At 72.3% G+C, this 17337-nt stretch carries 13 protein-coding genes; 6 read left to right on the top strand and 7 right to left on the bottom strand.

What is annotated here, in order from left to right; translation table 11 throughout:
- Window positions 1-3 precede the first annotated feature (3 nt).
- Window positions 4-3384 carry a S41 family peptidase gene (locus ACTWQF_RS22275; RefSeq protein WP_443281375.1) on the bottom strand — a complete coding sequence of 1127 codons (3381 nt, stop codon included), beginning with the start codon at window positions 3382-3384 and terminating at the stop codon, window positions 4-6.
- A 229-nt stretch (window positions 3385-3613) separates the two neighbouring features.
- Here ACTWQF_RS22275 and ACTWQF_RS22270 point away from each other — a divergent pair, with 229 nt between their 5' ends.
- The gene (locus tag ACTWQF_RS22270) at window positions 3614-5857 is read left to right on the top strand and encodes an MMPL family transporter (RefSeq protein ID WP_443281374.1); all 2244 of its coding nucleotides are present in this window, start codon (window positions 3614-3616) and stop codon (window positions 5855-5857) included.
- A gap of 129 nt (window positions 5858-5986) precedes the next feature.
- On the opposite strand, the gene ACTWQF_RS22265 is transcribed toward ACTWQF_RS22270, so the two are convergent.
- Window positions 5987-6400, bottom strand: coding sequence for an SsgA family sporulation/cell division regulator (locus tag ACTWQF_RS22265; protein WP_443281373.1), 414 nt, complete (start codon window positions 6398-6400; stop codon window positions 5987-5989).
- Between the two features lie 284 nt (window positions 6401-6684).
- Here ACTWQF_RS22265 and ACTWQF_RS22260 point away from each other — a divergent pair, with 284 nt between their 5' ends.
- From ACTWQF_RS22260 to ACTWQF_RS22245, 4 genes are all read left to right on the top strand, one after another.
- On the top strand, window positions 6685-7809 hold the full coding sequence (locus ACTWQF_RS22260) for an energy-coupling factor ABC transporter permease (RefSeq protein WP_443281372.1): 1125 nt from the start codon (window positions 6685-6687) through the stop codon (window positions 7807-7809).
- Window positions 7810-7824: 15 nt separating this feature from the next.
- Entirely contained in the window at window positions 7825-8589 is a 765-nt protein-coding gene (gene cbiQ, locus ACTWQF_RS22255; RefSeq protein WP_443281371.1) for a cobalt ECF transporter T component CbiQ, read from the top strand.
- Entirely contained in the window at window positions 8577-9377 is an 801-nt protein-coding gene (locus tag ACTWQF_RS22250; protein WP_443281370.1) for an energy-coupling factor ABC transporter ATP-binding protein, read from the top strand. Before cbiQ ends, ACTWQF_RS22250 begins: the two co-directional genes overlap by 13 nt.
- A 253-nt stretch (window positions 9378-9630) precedes the next feature.
- The gene (locus tag ACTWQF_RS22245) at window positions 9631-10842 is read left to right on the top strand and encodes a serine hydrolase domain-containing protein (RefSeq protein WP_443281369.1); all 1212 of its coding nucleotides are present in this window, start codon (window positions 9631-9633) and stop codon (window positions 10840-10842) included.
- 90 nt (window positions 10843-10932) lie between these two features.
- Here ACTWQF_RS22245 and ACTWQF_RS22240 read toward each other — a convergent pair whose 3' ends face one another.
- From ACTWQF_RS22240 to rsmI, 5 genes are all read right to left on the bottom strand, one after another.
- Complete coding sequence (locus tag ACTWQF_RS22240) at window positions 10933-11886, bottom strand: 4-(cytidine 5'-diphospho)-2-C-methyl-D-erythritol kinase (RefSeq protein ID WP_443281368.1); 954 nt, start codon at window positions 11884-11886, stop codon at window positions 10933-10935.
- Window positions 11883-12854: a 16S rRNA (adenine(1518)-N(6)/adenine(1519)-N(6))-dimethyltransferase RsmA gene (rsmA, locus tag ACTWQF_RS22235; protein ID WP_443281367.1), complete on the bottom strand. Its 972-nt coding sequence runs from the start codon at window positions 12852-12854 to the stop codon at window positions 11883-11885. The genes ACTWQF_RS22240 and rsmA overlap by 4 nt, the downstream gene beginning before the upstream one ends.
- A gap of 76 nt (window positions 12855-12930) precedes the next feature.
- A complete protein-coding gene (locus ACTWQF_RS22230; protein ID WP_443281366.1) occupies window positions 12931-13821 on the bottom strand; it encodes a TatD family hydrolase in 891 nt (296 codons plus the stop codon).
- 67 nt (window positions 13822-13888) lie between these two features.
- A complete protein-coding gene (locus ACTWQF_RS22225; RefSeq protein WP_443281365.1) occupies window positions 13889-14179 on the bottom strand; it encodes a hypothetical protein in 291 nt (96 codons plus the stop codon).
- 168 nt (window positions 14180-14347) lie between these two features.
- Entirely contained in the window at window positions 14348-15244 is an 897-nt protein-coding gene (gene rsmI / locus ACTWQF_RS22220; RefSeq protein WP_443281364.1) for a 16S rRNA (cytidine(1402)-2'-O)-methyltransferase, read from the bottom strand.
- A gap of 103 nt (window positions 15245-15347) precedes the next feature.
- Between rsmI and ACTWQF_RS22215 the strand changes: the two genes are divergently transcribed.
- Window positions 15348-17144 (top strand): dolichyl-phosphate-mannose--protein mannosyltransferase, encoded by a 1797-nt coding sequence (locus ACTWQF_RS22215; protein ID WP_443281363.1) that lies wholly within the window; start codon window positions 15348-15350, stop codon window positions 17142-17144.
- Window positions 17145-17337: the final 193 nt, after the last annotated feature.

The following is a 17337-nucleotide window of genomic DNA, read 5'->3' as shown; positions in this document are numbered from 1 at the left end:
AGCTCAGTGGCGGGGCGGGAGCTGGGGGCGGGCGCGGTCCGGGACGTTGCCGTAGTCGGGCGGAGTCCGGGCGGGGTGCCGCTCCAGCAGATCGAGGGCGGTCCGTACGGCGGTGCCCAGCACCGAGCTGCGGCCCTCGGCCCAGTCCAGCGGGGTGCGCAGCACCTCGATGTCCGGCTCCACGCCGCGGTTCTCCACCGACCATCCGTAGCCCTCGAACCATGCGGCGTTCATCGGCACCGTGATCACCGTGCCGTCGCCGAGCCGGTGCCTGCCCGTCATACCGACGACCCCGCCCCAGGTGCGGGCGCCGACGACCGGACCCAGGCCGAGCAGCCGGAACGCGGCGATGATCATGTCGCCGTCGGAGGCCGTGGCCTCGTCGGCGACGGCGACGATCGGGCCGCGTGGTGCGTTGCTGGTGTAGGTGACGGGCTGCGCGTTGCGGGTGAGGTCCCAGCCCAGGATGGTGCGGGTGAGCTTCTCCAGGACGAGCTCGCTGATGTGCCCGCCCGCGTTGCCCCGTACGTCCACGATCAGCGCGGGCCGGGAGACCTCCAGCCGGTGATCGCGGTTGAACTGTGCCCAGCCGGAGCCGCCCATGTCGGGGATGTGCAGATAGCCGCACCTGCCGTCGCTCAGTTCGCGGACGACATCCCGGCGGCGGGCCACCCAGTCCTGGTAGCGCAGCGGGCGCTCGTCGATCAGCGGGACTGCGGCGACCCGGCGCGGCCCCGGCTGCTGGAGCGTCAGTTCGACGGTCGTTCCGCCCGCCGCGGCCAGCAGCGGCGCCGGGCCGCTGACCGGATCGACGGGCCGCGCGTCGACGTGGGTGAGCAGTGCGCCCTCGCGTACCGGCGAGCCCGCGAGCGGCGAACGGGCCCGCGAGTCGGAGGAGTTGCCGGGCAGGATGCGGGCGATCTGCCAGTCGCCCTCGGAAGTACGGATCAGATCGGCGCCCAGGAAGCCGATGGGCCGCTGGTAGTGCGACGGTCCCTCGTCGCGCCGCGCGGGGGTGACGTAGGCGTGCGAGGTGCCGAGTTCGCCGAGCACCTCGCGCAGCAGATCGGCGAACTCGTCGGGCGAGGCGACGCGTTCGACCAGCGGGCGGTACTGCTCCAGTACGGCCTCCCAGTCGATGCCGCTCATCCCCGGGTCCCAGAAGTACGCCTTGATCAGCCGGCCCGCCTCCGCGTACGCCTGCCGCCACTCGGCCGCCGGATCGACGTCGTGCAGGATGCGGCGCAGGTCGATGTAGGTGGTCGTGTCCGAGTCGGCCTGCTGGTCGGCCGGGATCACCCGCAGTAGTCCCTCGTCGTTGACGACCAGCCGGGTGCCGTCGCCGCTGGGCGCGAACCAGTCGATCTCGCTGGTGAGTTCGGTGCGCTTGGCGGTGGTCAGATCGAAGTGTTCGAGGGTGGGGCGCCCCGAGATGTCGGCCGGGTTGACGAAGGTCTCGCCGAGCGCTCCGGAGATCGGGTACCGCAGCCAGATCAGCCCGCCCCCGGCGACCGGGCACAGTGCCGCGTACTTGGAGGCCGTCACCGGGAACGGGGTGACCCGGTTCGGCAGCCCCTCCGCCTCCACCAGCACCTGGGCCTCGGGGCCTTCCTCCTCGCCGTCGCCGCCGGCCGGACGGTCCTGCGGATCGAGCCCGCCTGCGGCCGGGCGCCCCTCCGGGGTCAGCGCGAACGGCGAGAGCGTCGCTGAGGACAGCGGCACCAGATACGGGCGGCAGCCCAGCGGGAAGGAGAGGTCGCCGGTGTGCACGTCGTACACCGGGTCGAAGCCGCGCCAGGAGAGGAAGGCGAGGTAGCGCCCGTCGCGGGTGAAGACGGGCTGCTCGTCCTCGAACCGCCCGTCCGTGACGTCAAGTACGGTGCGCTCGCCCTCCGGCTCGGAGACCTTCGCGATCTTGATGCAGGCCAGTGACCGCCCCACCCCGGGGTGGGCCCAGGCCAGCCACCGCGAGTCCGGCGCGAAGGCCGGGTCGTGCACCGGGCCGTTGTCGGAGCGTACGACCTCGCTGATGGCAGCTTCCGGGGCGAAGGAGGCTTCCGGAGCCGCTCCTTCCGTGTCGGGGCCCTCGGCGGGGAGATCTGCGGCCTCGTCCGGCTCGGGAACGTCGACCAGCAGCAGCCGCCCGTCGTGTGCCACCACGGCCAGCCGTTCGCCGGAGGGCGAGGCGACCAGCTCCAGCACCCGCCCCAGCCGTCCGGCGGCGATCCGGTAGGGAGGCCGGGGACGGGAGGCGCGGGGCAGGTCCGCGATCTCGATGGCGTCCTCGCCCTCCGCGTCGGTGACATAGGCGATCCGCCCTGTGCCGCCCAGCATGGTGGGCAGCCGCACCCGTACTCCGGGCGTGTCCGCCAGCGCCCGGGCCGGACCGTCGCGGTGGGTGAGCCAGTACAGGCTGCCGCGTACGCCGACCGCGCCGGCCCGCCCGGTGGGGTCGACGGCCAGCGCGTTCACATGTGAGGCGGCGGGCACCTGGTAGGAGCGCCGGCCGGCGCGCTGGCCGCCGAGCCGTACGTCGAGCCGGCGGGGACGGGCCACGTGCGCGAAGTCGTCGACCATCCACAGCTCGCCCGCGCACTGGTAGACCACCCGCCGCCCGTCGGTGGCCGCGTGCCGGGCGTAGAACGCGTCGTGGTCGGTGTGCCGACGCAGATCGCTGCCGTCCGGGCAGCAGGAGTAGAGGTTGCCGACGCCCTCGTGATCGGAGAGGAAGGCGATCCGGTCGCCCACGAGCATCACCGAGTCCAGATGCCCGTCCAGTTCCGCCAGCAGCCGCTCACCCTGGAGCCACATCCGCCCCATGGCACCGCCCCGGTACCGCTTCCAGCTCGCGGGCTCGTGCGGCGGCGTTCCGGTCAGCAGCAGCGTGCGCCGCTCCCCCTCCTGCTCGGCCACGCAGATGTCCGAGACCGGCCCCCACGGCAGTCTGCTGCCCGGGGACGAGGCGTCCGGGTGGCTGACGGGCGGGCCGTCGGGGCTGTCGACGGGGACGCGGTAGGCCCACGCGCGGTGGGCGAACGGCTCCCCGTGCGAGGCCACCGCCAGCACATCGCCCTCCGGGGTCCAGCCGCGCACCCGGGTGTCGGTCGCGCCCCAGTACGTCAGCCGCCGCGCGGGACCGCCCTGCGCGGAGACCAGATAGATCTCCGGGTCCAGGCTGCGCCATGTGGTGAAGGCGATGCGCCGTCCGTCCGGGCAGAAGCGGGGGTGACTGATCCGGGTCCGGTCCACGGTCAGCCGCCACGCCCGCCCCGACGGCGCTCCGGCCTCCGGGACCGGGGCGACCCACAGGTCGTCCTCGGCGACGAAGCAGAGCAGATCGCCGTGCAGGTGAGGAAAGCGGAGATACGCGCCGTGGTCAGTCATCTATTCCATGTTTCGCGTGGATTTGTACCTAGGCAACTTGTGACGTGTCCCTCATTTCCGGGCCCCCAGTCACCCCTAGGGGTGCGAGAAAGCGTCGATTGACATGAGCTGTCATTGCCGGGCCTGCGGCGCCCCCCTCCGCCGCGCTCCCTCAGCTCACCCAGCTGTAGCTGCTCCTGCACCACCGCACCGTCCGACTGTCCGACCTCGAGACCGGAGAACCTCTCTCGTGGCCACCTTCCTGTACAAGCTCGGCAGACTCGCCTTCCGGCGTCGCCGCATCGTCGCCCTGATATGGGTGGCGCTGCTGGTGGCGGCCGGAGTGGGCGCATCCACTGCCTCCACCCCGCCAGACGACGACTTCGCGCTGCCCGGCACGCAGGCCCAGAAAGCCTTCGACGTACTGGAAGAGCGCTTCCCGGACGCCAACGCTGAGGGCGCGACGGCCCGTATGGTCTTCCGCGCGCCAACTGGCGAGAAGATCACCGCCTCCGACAACAAGGCCGCTGTCGAGAAGACCCGCAAGGAGCTGAGCGGCGGCCAGGCGGCAGCCGTCTCCGACCCGTTCCTCAAGAACAGCGGGGCGATCAGCAAAGACGGCAGCATCGCCTACGCCTCCGTGACCTACAAGGTCCCGGCGCAGGACATCACCGACAAGACCCGTGAGGGCATCAAGGACGCGGCGAAGTCGGCCCGCGACACCGGTCTGACCGTCGAGACCGGCGGCGACGCGCTCATCGTCGAGCCCGAGATGGGCAACGCCGAGATCATCGGTATCGGTGTCGCCGCCGTCGTGCTGATCCTCACCTTCGGCTCGCTCATCGCCGCCGGGCTGCCGCTGATCACGGCGCTGATCGGCGTGATGATCGGGATCTCCTCGATCACCGCGCTGGGTGCCACCCTCGGCCTGTCCGCCAACACGACGACGCTGGCCATGATGATCGGCCTCGCGGTCGGCATCGACTACGCGCTCTTCATCGCCTCCCGCTACCGCGCGGAGCTGACCGAGGGCCGGGAACGCGAGGACGCGGCCGGACGCGCCGTCGGAACGGCGGGGTCCGCCGTCGTCTTCGCCGGACTGACCGTCGTGATCGCGCTCGTCGGGCTCGCCGTCGTCAACATCCCGGTCCTCACCAAGATGGGCCTGGCCGCCGCCGGCACCGTCGTCATCGCCGTGCTGATCGCGCTCACGCTGGTGCCCGCGGCGCTCGGCATGGTCGGCAAGCGGATCTTCGGCCGCCGGGTGCGCAAGGCCAACCCGGCCACCGGGGTACCGCCCGCCGCCGACGCCGAGGGGCAGCGCCCGAAGGCTGGCGCCCGCTGGGCGAGCTTCGTACTGCGCCGCCCGATCCTGGTGCTGGTCACCGCGGTCCTGGCGCTCGGCACCCTGGCGCTGCCGGTCGGCGCCATGAAGCTGGGCCTGCCCGACGAGGGCAACCAGCCGGAGAAGACCACCCAGCGCAAGGCGTACGACCTGCTCTCCGACGGCTTCGGTGCGGGCTTCAACGGTCCGCTGATGGCTGTGGCCGACCTGAAGGACGCCGACAACCCCAAGGCCGCGGCCGCCGAGGTGCAGCAGCGGCTCAAGAAGGTGGACGGCGTCGTCGCGGTCAGCCCGGCGCAGTTCAACAAGAGCGGCGACACCGCCACGCTGACCGCCGTCCCGAAGTACGGGCCCAGTGACTCGCGCACCGAGGACATCGTGCGCGACATCCGGGACCAGTCGGGTGCGATCGAGAAGAAGACCGGCGCCACGCTGCTGGTCACCGGCTCGACAGCGGTCGCCATCGACTTCTCGCAGGTCATGAACGACGCACTGGTGCCCTATCTGGCGCTGGTGGTGGGCCTGGCCTTCGTGCTGCTGATGCTGGTCTTCCGCTCGGTGCTGGTGCCGCTCAAGGCGGCGCTCGGCTTCCTGCTGTCGGTGCTGGCGGCGCTGGGCTCCGTGGTGGCCGTCTTCCAGTGGGGCTGGCTGGCCGGCGTCATCGGTGTCGAACAGACCGGGCCGATCATGAGCATGATGCCGATCTTCATGATCGGCGTGATCTTCGGGCTCGCGATGGACTACGAGGTCTTCCTGGTGACGCGGATGCGCGAGGCGTACGTCCACGGGGAGAACCCCGGCCAGGCCATCGTCAGCGGATTCCGGCTGGGCGCGCGGGTGGTGACCGCCGCGGGCGTCATCATGATCAGCGTGTTCGCCGGGTTCATCGGCTCGTCCGAATCCATGATCAAGATGATGGGCTTCGGCCTCGCCATCGCCATCCTCTTCGACGCGTTCGTGGTGCGGATGGCCATCGTGCCCGCGGTGCTCGCACTGCTGGGTCGGCGTGCCTGGTGGCTGCCGCGCTGGCTGGACCGGCTGCTGCCCAACGTCGATGTCGAGGGCGAAAAGCTGCGGAAGGAGCTCCACTCCGAGGAGGCACCTGTCATGGTTCCCCCGCCGCGGGAGCCGGAGCGCACGGGGGTGTGACGGAGCACCCCTGCTGAAGCGCCGAACAGACTGAAGCGCCGAACAGACTGAAGCGCCGGACAGTGCTGGTAACAGCCCGCCCGGCGCTTCAGCCGTTTCACACGTCGGCCGTTTCACCCGCCGGCCCTCTCACACGCCGCGCAGCAGTGCCGCAAAGCCCTCCTCCAGGTCCAGGAGGGCCGTCTCGGCGCCGGCCGGGACCAGGTCGTAGGTGCGGCGCAGAAAAGCGCCCAGGTCGGCGGCGCGGAATTCCAGGACCGCGACGCCCTCGCCGGCGTGCAGTTCGATCACCGTCCGCTCCTGACCGCAGGGGCAGATGTGGACATCGCCCTCGCCCGCGGGCCCGCGCAGCCCCTCGGTGAGGAGATCGCGGGAGAAGGCCCAGGCGACTTCCGCGCCGTCGAGGGAGATCTCGGCGGGGAAGACGATCCGCACGGCCAGCGGGTCGTCCGTCTCGTAGCGGAGAGCAGGTGCGAGAGGCCGGGTCGCGGGCGGCCGGGTGATCAGTTGAGCCTGCACGGTGCGGGTGATGACCTTGGACACATCTGCTCCTCTGGGTCGGGGGTTCCCGGTGCGCTCATCGCTCGGGCCGGGTTGCCCCTTCGCCCTGTCAGACGCTCAGCAAAGCGGCTCAGTCACCCAGCAAGCCTGGTGAGCTCCACCACAGGCCAGGGGACAGGGACTGACGTCCCCTCCCAATCCGGGCATTCCAATCGCCCTCTTGCGAATTCTTTGCATCTGGCCGGTATTCTCAAAAGGCTGGAGACGGCCACTGCCAGGCCATTGCCGGGCCGTTGTGAGAAGCCGTGAGAAAGCGGAGCGCCTCGATGCACGTACCTGATGGATTCATCAACGCCCCCGTCTCGGCCGGTACGGGAGTCGTCGCTGCCGCAGCCGTCGCCGTCTCCTTGCGTGGCGCCCGGCGCGAACTGGACGGCGGCCCGGGCGAGGTGGGGGAGCGGACGGCGCCGCTGGCAGGGCTGGTGGCCGCGTTCATCTTCGCCGTCCAGATGCTCAACTTCCCGGTGGCGGCGGGCACCAGCGGCCATCTGCTGGGCGGTGCGCTGGCCGCGATACTCGTGGGGCCGTACACGGGTGTGCTGTGCGTCTCCGTCGTACTGCTCCTCCAGGGCGTGCTGTTCGCGGACGGCGGGCTGACGGCGCTGGGCACCAACATCACGGACATGGGTGTGGTGACCGTCCTCGTCGCCTACGCCGTCTTCCGCGGGCTGCTGCGGGTGCTGCCGCGCCGGCGCTCCATGGTGACCGGCGCGTCCTTCGTCGCCGCGCTCGTCTCCGTACCGGCGGCGGCGGTCGCCTTCACCGCGATCTACGCGCTCGGCGGGACGACCGATGTCGCGCTGGGCAAGGTCTTCGGCGCGATGGTCGGGGTGCATGTCCTCATCGGCATCGGCGAGGCCGTGATCACCGCCGCGACCGTGGGCGCCGTGGCGGCCGTCCGCCCCGACCTGGTGTACGCGGCGCGCGACCGGCTCGCCGTACGGCTGGAGTTGCGGCCCTCGCCGCTGTCGGCCGGCCAGGACGCGGCGCCCGGGCCCGCCCCCGACCCCGCCCCGGCGCCTGTTGCCGCTCGCCGCCGCTCCCTGCGTCCGCTGTGGATCAGCGGTCTCGTCGTCACCCTGCTGTGCGCGGGCGGGCTCAGCTTCTACGCCTCGTCCAGCCCCGACGGGCTGGAGAAGGTCGCCGCCGACAACGGCATCGACAAGAAGGAGCAGAAGCACGCCGCGGAGGATTCCCCGCTGGCGGACTACGGGGTGAAGGACATCGCCGACACCCGGCTCTCCGGCGGTCTGGCAGGCGTCATCGGGGTGGGCGCCACCCTTGCCGTGGGCTCCGGCGTCTTCCTCGTCGTACGCCGCCGCCGTGACCGGTCCCCGGCCGAGGCGACCGAGGCCGGGTCCGCCGGCTCGGTGCCCGCCGCCGAGCGCTAGGGGAGGGCGGCCGAGATGGGTGCCGGACACGCGCACAAGCTCTACAAGCACGGCCACTCGCCCGTGCACGCGCTGCCCGCGCACTGCAAACTGGCCGCGGTCTTCTGCTTCGTCGTCCTGGTCGTCGCCACCCCGCGCGAGGCCGTGTGGGCGTTCGGTGCGTACGCGGTGCTGCTGGCGGCCGTCGCCGCCGTCTCCCGGGTGCCGCCGCGCCATCTGCTGACCCGGATGGCGATCGAGGTGCCGTTCGTGGCGTTCGCGGTGCTGCTGCCGTTCGTCGCGGAGGGGGAGCGGATCAGCGTCTGGGGCCTGTCGCTGTCCGAGTCCGGACTGTGGGGCGCGTGGAACGTGCTGGCCAAGGGCACCCTCGGAGTGGCCGCCTCGGTGCTGCTCGCCTCGACGACGGGGCTGAACGAACTCCTGCTGGGGCTGGCGCGGTTGCGGATGCCGCCGCTGCTATGCCAGATCGCCACGTTCATGGTGCGCTACGCCGATGTCATCAGCGACGAGATGCGCCGGATGCGTACAGCCCGCCTCTCCCGCGGCTTCGAGGCACGCGGGCCCCGGCACTGGGGGGTGCTGGCCAAGTCGGCCGGTTCGCTGTTCATCCGCTCCTACGAGCGCGGTGAACGGGTGCACCTGGCGATGCTCAGCCGCGGCTACGCCGGGACCATGCCGGCCGCGCTCGGCGACGGGCCCGCCGGCCGGACGGAGTGGGCCCGTTCGGCAGCACTGCCGCTGACCGCCCTCGCGATCTGCCTGTTGGGATGGACCCTGTGAGCTCCACTGCCGAAAGCGTCCCTGAGGGACCTGCCGAGGTTCCCTCGCTCGAAGTGCGCGGCCTCGCCTACGCCTACCCGGACGGCCACCAGGCGCTGTTCGGCGTCGATCTGACCGTGCCGCGCGGCCAGCGGGTCGCGCTGCTCGGCCCCAACGGCGCCGGCAAGACCACGCTGGTGCTGCATCTGAACGGCATCCTGAGGCCGGGCGCCGGGTCGGTCACCGTCGCCGGGCTGAAGGCCGAACGCCCCAATCTGGCGGAGATCCGGCGCCGGGTCGGCATCGTCTTCCAGGACCCGGACGACCAGCTGTTTATGCCGACCGTCCGGGAGGACGTGGCCTTCGGGCCCGCCGCCGCCGGGCTGCGCGGCGCCGAGCTGGAGGCGCGGGTGCACGAGGCGCTGGAGCGGGTCGGGATGGCCGAGTACGCGGACCGGGCCCCGCACCACCTCTCGTTCGGCCAGCGGCGCCGGGTCGCGGTCGCCACCGTGCTGGCCGGCCGCCCCGAGATCCTGGTACTGGACGAGCCCTCCTCCAACCTCGACCCGGCGGCCCGCCGTGAGCTCGCGGATCTGATCCGCTCGCTCGATCTGACGGTGCTGATGGTCACCCACGATCTGCCGTACGCGCTGGAACTGTGCCCACGGTCGGTGGTGCTCAGCGACGGGGTGCTGGTTGCTGACGGCACGACGCAGGAGCTGCTCTCCGACGCGGAGCTGATGCGGGCACATCGTCTGGAGCTGCCCTTCGGATTCGACCCTCGCTCGGTGACGGCGCCAGTGGCATAGGGCCTGTCGTCTTGCGTGCCCGGCATGGGGGGCTGCGCTTGCCCACCCTGCGCCCCTGGCGCAGACTGCCCAAGCTTCGCAGCACAGGGGACGCGCCCCGTAAGGGGCGCGGGAACGGCGCGACAAGCCACGACGCAGCCGCAGCCTGCAGACGACGGGCAGGGGCACCCCCTCGCCAGAGACCATCACCCACGTAGGACCATGGGGGCGCGGCGTCACAAAAGCGCCCTCAGGCGACAGGAGCGAAGGAAACGTGGCAGAGGTCGTTCACACAGTGGTGGCGGTGCACGGCACGGTGGCGGACGGGTACGAGCCCGTCCGGGACGCCTTCATACGCAACTTCGAGCAGCGCGGCGAGCAGGGAGCGGCGCTGGCCGTGCACCGGGACGGCCGCAAAGTCGTCGACCTGTGGGGCGGCAGCACCGACCCGGCCGACCCCGACGCGGCACCCTGGAGCGAGGACACCGCAGTCGTGATCCGCTCGGCGACCAAGGGCCTGGCGGCGGCCGTCCCGCATCTGCTGCACCAGCGCGGCCAGTTGGATCTGGACGCGCCCGTCGGTTCGTACTGGCCGCAGTTCAAGACGGCGGGCAAGGAACGCGTCCTGGTCCGCCACCTGCTGGCGCATCGCGCCGGACTGCCGGTGCTGGAAGTCCCGCTCACCCCCGAGGAGGTGCTGGAGCCGGGCCGGGCAGCACGTGCGCTCGCCGCACAGGCCCCCGAGTGGCAGCCGGGCACGGCGCACGGCTACCACCCGCACACCTTCGGCTGGCTGTTGGGCGAACTGGTGGTACGCGCCAGCGGCGGCCGCACCCTGGGGCGCTGGTTCGCCGACGAGGTGGCCGGGCCGCTCGGGCTCGATCTGTGGATCGGACTGCCCGACGGGATCGCGGCCGACGGCCGGGTGGCTCGGGTCGCCGAACGGGAGGCGCCCGCGCCGGAGCCCGGCGCGCTGCGGACCCGCCCCAAGCGCTCGGTGACCGATGCCTACACCGACCCCGGCTCGCTCACCCGCCGCGCCTTCGGTGCCATCGCGCCGAAGCCCGACGAGAACGACCCGGCCTACCGCGCCGCCGAACTCCCCGCCGCGAACGGCATCGCCACGGCACGCTCCCTCTCCGCGTTCTACGCGGCGCTGCTGAGCCCTCTCGGTACGGCCCGCCGCCTGTTCACCCCCGCGACCCTGACCCAGGCCCGCTCCCTGGAGTCGGACGGAGCCGACCGGGTGCTGATCGTGGGCACCCGGTTCGGCCTCGGCTACATGCTGCACGGCCCGGCCTGCCCGCTGCTGGGCCCCGGCTCCTTCGGCCACCCCGGGCGGGGCGGCTCCCTCGGCTTCGCCGACCCGGAGACGGGGATCTCTTTCGGCTACGTCACTGGTGCGCTGCACCGTTCGGTCACCAGCGACCCGCGCCCGCAGGCCCTGATCCGCGCGCTGCGCTCCGCGATGGGCGCCGCCTGCTGAGGAGGGGGCAGCCCCTGTCCGCCGTCCGCAGGCTGCGGGTTCGCTTCGGCTGGTCGCGCAGTTCCCCGCGCCCCTTCGGGGGGCGCCCTGTCACACCACCGTCGCACCCGGGGCCGGGCCGGAGGTGGCGCGAGCGGTACGGCAGGTGCCGGAGGCGGTGAGGGTGTGCGCCGTACGGGCAGCGGAGTCGGCGTCGGTCACCAGGAAGGCGCAGGTGGGGCCGGAGCCGGAGACCAGCGCCGCCAACGCGCCTGCGGCCAGCCCGGTGTTGAGGGTCTCGGCGAGGGAGGGCCGCAGCGAGAGCGCGGCGGGCTGGAGGTCGTTGCGCAGGGTTGCGGCCAGCGCCGGTGCGTCGCCCGCGCGCAGTGCGGCCAACAGCGGCTCCGAGGCGACCGGTTCGGGTACGTCGGCCACCGAGGAGCCGGTACCGTCCGCCTCCCGCAGCCGGTCGCACTCGCGGTAGACGTCCGGCGTGGACAGGCCGCCGTCCGCGACGGCGAACACCCAGTGGAAGGTGCCGCCCACCTCCAGCGGCGTCAGTATCTCGCCCCGGCCCTGGCCGAGCGCGGCACCGCCCGCGAAGCTGAACGGCACGTCCGAGCCCAGCTCGGCGCAGAGCCCCAGCAGCTCCTCGCGCGGGGTGTTCAGGCCCCACAGCCGGTCGCAGGCCAGCAGGGCGCCCGCGGCGTCCGCGCTGCCGCCCGCCATGCCGCCCGCGACGGGGATGTCCTTGGCGATGTGCAGATGCACCTCGGGCGCCAGCCCGTGCCGTTCGGCCAGCAGCTCCGCGGCGCGCGCCGCCAGATTGGTGCGGTCCTGCGGCACCAGCGCGGCGTCCGGTCCGGAGACGGTCAGCCGGGGCACGTCGGCGCGGGTGGCGCTGACCGAGTCGTACAGGCCGACGGCGAGGAAGACGTTGGCCAGGCTGTGGAAGCCGTCGGGGCGCAGCCCGCCGACCGACAGCTGCACATTGACCTTGGCCGGAACCCGGACCGTGACCGTCCTGGTGGGCCCGGCGGGGGCGGCGGCGGCTGGCTGCGTCACGCGGTGTGCTCCTCGTCTCCGTTCCGGTCGTCGTCCACCTGGCTCCGGCCGTCGTCCGCCTGCGTGCTGTGACGGCGCGGGCCGGCTTCCGCGATCGCGGCGAACTCGGCGACGGTCAGCGACTCCCCGCGCGCCTGCGGGGAGACACCGGCCGCGCGCAGCGCCTGCTCAGCGGCGGCGCCCGAGCCCGCCCATCCGGAGAGCGCGGCCCGCAGCGTCTTGCGCCGCTGGGCGAACGCCGCGTCCACGACGGCGAACACCTCCTCGCGGCTCGCGGCGGTCGCGGGCGGGTGCGTGCGTCGTACGAGCGAGACCAGCCCGGAGTCGACGTTGGGCGCGGGCCAGAAGACGTTCCGCCCGATCGCCCCGGCGCGCTTGACCTCGCAGTACCACGCGGCCTTCACCGACGGCACCCCGTACACCTTCGAGCCCGGCGGTGCCGCCAGCCGGTCGGCGACCTCGGACTGCACCATCACCAGCGTCCGGGCGATGCTCGGGAACGTCGCCAGCAGGTGCAGCAGCACGGGAACGGCCACGTTGTAGGGGAGGTTGGCTACCAGCGCGGTCGGCGCCGGTCCGGGCAGCTCGGTGACCCGCAGCGCGTCCTCGTGCACCAGGGAGAAGCGCCCGGCGCGCTCCGGCAGCCTGGCCCGTACGGTCGCGGGCAGGGCGGCGGCCAGCACGTCGTCCAGCTCGACCGCGGTGACATGTGCCGCCGTCTCCAGCAGCGCCAGGGTGAGCGAGCCCAGCCCGGGGCCGACCTCCAGGACGACGTCGTCGTCGCGGACCTCGGCGGTGCGCACGATGCGGCGCACCGTGTTCGGGTCGATGACGAAGTTCTGGCCGCGCTGCTTGGTGGGCCGCACCCCCAGCGCTTCCGCCAGCTCCCGCACTTCTGCGGGGCCGAGCAGCACGCCGCTGCCGGAGGCGTCGGGCGTGGTGGACGGGTCGGAAGGGGCAGCGCTCACCGCGTCAGTTTACGGCCGCGCACGGGCCGCGGAGACCGCCGCCCGGGCCCGGCCCGCAGCAGCAGGGGCCGGTGCCTCAGTAGCCGAAGGCCAGCGCCGTGTTCGCCGCGACATGCCGGGCCAGCCGCTCCTCGTCCATGCCCTTGGTGCGGGCCATGGCGCGCAGCGTGAGGGGGATCAGATAGGGCGCGTTGGGGCGGCCCCGGTACGGCGCGGGGGTCAGGAACGGTGCGTCCGTCTCCACCAGCAGCAGCTCTGGCGGCGCCACGGCGAGCGCTTCCCGCAGCGGCTGCGCGTTCTTGAACGTGATGTTCCCGGCGAAGGACATGAAGTAGCCCTTGGCGGCGCACAGCTGGGCCATCTCGGCGTCGCCGGAGAAGCAGTGGAAGACGGTCCGCTCGGGGGCGCCCTCCTCGTCCAGGATGCGCAGCACGTCCGTATGCGCTTCGCGATCGTGGATGACCAGGGCCTTGTCCAGCCGCTTGGCCAGCTCGATGTGGGCGCGGAAGGAGCGCTGCTGCGCGGCGACGCCCTCCGGGCCGGTGCGGAAGTAATCCAGGCCGCTCTCGCCGACGGCCAGTACGTGGGGGAGCGCGGCGAGCTTCTCGATGCCGGCGAGCGCCTCGTCCAGCGCCTCCTCGCCGCCCTCGGCGCTCAGCCTGGGGGCCTCGTTCGGGTGCAGCGCGACGGCGGCCCAGACGTTCTTCCACGCGGCGGCCGTCTCGGCGGCCCACCGTGAGCGCTCCAGATCGCAGCCGACCTGGATGACCGTCGTCACACCCACGGCGGCGGCCGCGGTGAGCGCGTCGGCGACCGCGGACTCCTGCATGTCCAGGTGCGTGTGGGAGTCCGCGACCGGAACGGCGAGCGGCTCGGGCGGCGGCGGGGGTGCCTGCGCCGCCCGAGCCTTCGCGGCGTTCGTCGCTGCTGAGCTCGCTGCGCTGTTCGGGGTCGCGGAGGTGGACATACCGGCGATGATAAAGCGCGGTGCTGTTCGCCTTCCGGGGGAGGCGACCCCTCAGCGAGGTGACCCCTCAGTGGTGCGGAAGTGCTGACTCCGCGATGGAGACGCGCCCCGAACGCATGATGCGGACGATGTGTCCGTCACAAAAGCGGCACGTGGGTTTGGTGAGCGGCGAGGGAACGCGTTTGCCGTCCTCGTAATACACGACCAAGGGCCTGCCGTCGGTGTATTCCAGGTGCTGTATTTCGTACTCCTGCTCCCACCCGTGCCCGCACTTCATGCAGGCGAACGCGTACGCCTCGTGCACCGCTTTCCGCGCAGAGTCGGCGATGTCCTTGCCGATGCCGCTCTCGTCCTTCATGGCAGCTCCTTCCTGGGGGGCGAATGACGCCCACTGCCAGTGGACTCCTCGTATGAGCGCACCGGAAGGAAGCTCAGTAGTGCTTTTCCTTCGTTTGGGGAAATTTGGGCGAAGCGTCAAGGTAAAAGGCTTCCATGGACCTTCCCTTTGCTTTACCGCGCAACTTCTTTACTCGGCTGCCCGCCCTCGTGGGCCCGGGCCGGCGCCCGGCCGGGAGGTTCCTGCGGCGTTCTTGGAGGCGACCACCGCGTCGAAGACCTCCCGCTTCGGTGCGCCCGCCTCGCGGGCCACCTCCGCGATCGCCTCCTTGCGCGGCTGGCCCGCCTGCTCGCGCTCCGCCACCCGGCGGGCCAGCTCAGCCGCGTCCGCCTCGCCCGCCGCCGGCGCCTCGGCACCCCGTACGACGAGGGTGATCTCGCCGCGCACGCCCTCGGCGGCCCACTGCGCCAGCTCGCCCAGCGGACCACGCCGTACCTGCTCGTAGGTCTTGGTCAGCTCCCGGCAGACGGCGGCCTGCCGCTCCGCGCCGAAGACCTCGGCCATGGCGGAGAGCGTGGCCTCCAGCCGGTGCGGAGCCTCGAAATACACCAGCGTGCGCCGCTCTTCGGCCGCCTCCCGCAGCCTGCTGCGCCGCTCGCCCTGCTTGCGCGGCAGGAATCCCTCGAAGCAGAACCGGTCCACCGGCAGCCCGGAGACCGCCAGCGCCGTCAGCACCGCCGAGGGGCCGGGGACGGCGGTGACCGGCACCCCGCGCTCCACGGCCGCCGCCACCAGCCGGTAGCCCGGGTCCGAGACCGAGGGCATGCCCGCGTCCGTCACCAGCACCACCCGCGCCCCGTCCACCAGTGCCTCGGCCAGCTCGGGCGTACGGGCGGCCTCGTTGCCCTCGAAGTAGGAGACGATTCGCCCGGCCGGTGTCACACCCAGCGCCTGCGTCAGCTTGCGCAGCCGCCGGGTGTCCTCGGCGGCGACGACATCGGCGGCGGCCAGCTCGGCCGCGAGCCGCGGCGGGGCGTCGGAGGGGTCGCCGATGGGGGTTCCGGCGAGTACGAGGGTTCCAGTCACCCGTCCATCCTCGCAGCGTCCACCGGCAGTCCTGGCCGCATCACCCGTCCGACCGCGCACCGGCGGCGACGCGCTCGCACACGGCGCCCCCGCGATCCCTACGATGGCCCGCGTGACGACCAGTGACACCGTGGGGGACGCCGACCGCAAACAGGGCGGGCCTGACAGCCCGGACTGCGAGGGCAGCACCGGGAGCGGGCACGGCCCCCCGAGGCTCCCCAGGTGGCAGGCGCGGCTGCGCCGGTTCGGCTATGCGGCCCGGCCACGCGCCGGTGTCCGTGAACGGCTCACCCCGCCGTTCCCGGAACCGGATCCGCGGCCGGGCGCCGTCTTCGGGCTCGCCCCCGAAGTGTCGCTGCGGCTGGCGCGCTGGGCGGCCTGGGGCGGGCCGCTGCTGGTCGCGCTGGTGGCGGGGGCGTTGCGCTTCTGGCAGTTGGGCTCCCCGCACGCCGTCATATTCGACGAGACGTACTACGCCAAGGACGCCTGGTCGCTCATCCACCACGGGTACGAGGGGACCTGGCCGGACAACGCCAACGACAAGATCCTGGGCGATCCGCAGCGCATCCCCCTCTCGCCGGAGGGCTCGTACGTCGTCCACCCGCCCGTCGGCAAGTGGATCATCGGGCTCGGCGAGGCCCTCTTCGGGCTGAATCCGTTCGGCTGGCGGTTCATGATGGCGCTGCTCGGCACCCTCTCGGTGCTGATGCTGTGCCGTATCGGGCGCCGGCTGTTCCGCTCGACGGCGCTGGGGTGCCTGGCGGGCGCCCTGATGGCGGTGGACGGGCTGCACTTCGTGATGAGCCGCGCCGCGCTGCTGGACCTGGTGGTGATGTTCTGGGTGCTGGCCGCGTTCGGCGCGCTGCTCGTCGACCGTGACCGGACCCGGGAACGGCTCGCGGGGCGGCTGCCATGCGGCGGCACCGACGAGGGGCCCGACACCGGTGTGCCGCTGCCGGACGCCTTCGTGGGCGACCGGACGGGCCTGGGCCTGCGGCCCTGGCGGCTGGCGGCCGGGGTGTGTCTGGGGCTGGCCTGCGCCACCAAGTGGAACGGGCTGTACGTACTGGCCGCGTTCGGGATCCTGACCGTCCTGTGGGACATGGGCGCGCGCCGCACCGCGGGCGCCTCGCGGCCCCTCGTGGCGATGCTCCGCAAGGACGCGCTGCCCGCTTTCGTCTCGCTGCCGGTGGTCGCGGTGGTCACCTACATCGCCTCCTGGACGGGCTGGTTCGCCACGTCCGGGGGCTACTTCCGCGACTGGGCGGACAAGCAGGGCGCCGCGGGCCCCTGGGGCTGGCTGCCCGGACCGCTGCGCAGCCTGTGGCACTACGAGAGCGAGGTCTACGACTTCCACGTCAACCTCACATCGGGGCACACCTACCAGTCGAACCCGTGGAGCTGGCTGGTCCTGGGCCGTCCCGTCTCCTTCTTCTACGAGTCGCCCAAGGCGGGCACCGACGGCTGTACGGACAAGGCCGAGGGCTGCGCCCGGGAAGTCCTCGCGCTGGGCACCCCGGTGCTGTGGTGGGCCGCCTGCGCCGCGCTCGTCTACGTCTTCTACCGCTGGTTCTTCCGCCGCGACTGGCGCGCGGGCGCGATCCTGTGCGGGGTGGTGGGCGGCTATCTGCCCTGGTTCGCCTATCAGGAGCGCACCATCTTCCTCTTCTACGCCGTGATCTTCCTCCCCTTCCTGTGCCTCGGCCTGGCCATGGCGGCCGGCGCGCTGGCCGGACCACCGGGTACGGACGACAGACGGCGCACCATGGGCGTGATCACGGTGGGCGTCGTCGGGCTGCTCATCGTCTGGAACTTCGTCTACTTCTGGCCGATCTACACCGGAGAGACGATTCCGCTGGGGGAGTGGCGGCACCGGATGTGGCTGGATTCGTGGATCTGAAGGTGTCCGCGGACTGAACGCAGCACAACGTTCGGATGACTCGAAGATCGCGATTCGGACACATGGCCGTGATCTGGAACCGATCGCCCCACGCTGCTCGTCTGCCTCAGGGCTGCGGGCGCGCGGCCGCCGCGGTGCGGTGGTTCCGCTCTTAGGCAGGGTTTCCCGGAACCGGTGAATCCTGGAAGCCAGA

Origin of the sequence: Streptomyces sp. 8N114, assembly GCF_052245835.1 — a bacterium.
Classification (GTDB): Bacteria; Actinomycetota; Actinomycetes; order Streptomycetales; family Streptomycetaceae; genus Streptomyces.
The sequence above is the reverse complement of the archived record's forward strand: the minus strand, read 5'-3'. Positions and strand labels throughout refer to the sequence as shown.

Bases quoted from the DNA above. Each gene is read 5' to 3' on its own strand.
- ACTWQF_RS22275 (WP_443281375.1), bottom strand. From the start codon at position 3,384: ATGACTGACCACGGCGCGTATCTCCGCTTTCCTCACCTGCACGGCGAT.
- ACTWQF_RS22260 (WP_443281372.1), top strand. From the start codon at position 6,685: ATGCACGTACCTGATGGATTCATCAACGCCCCCGTCTCGGCCGGTACG.
- cbiQ (WP_443281371.1), top strand. From the start codon at position 7,825: ATGGGTGCCGGACACGCGCACAAGCTCTACAAGCACGGCCACTCGCCC.
- ACTWQF_RS22250 (WP_443281370.1), top strand. From the start codon at position 8,577: ATGGACCCTGTGAGCTCCACTGCCGAAAGCGTCCCTGAGGGACCTGCC.
- ACTWQF_RS22230 (WP_443281366.1), bottom strand. From the start codon at position 13,821: ATGTCCACCTCCGCGACCCCGAACAGCGCAGCGAGCTCAGCAGCGACG.
- ACTWQF_RS22225 (WP_443281365.1), bottom strand. From the start codon at position 14,179: ATGAAGGACGAGAGCGGCATCGGCAAGGACATCGCCGACTCTGCGCGG.
- ACTWQF_RS22215 (WP_443281363.1), top strand. From the start codon at position 15,348: ATGGCCCGCGTGACGACCAGTGACACCGTGGGGGACGCCGACCGCAAA.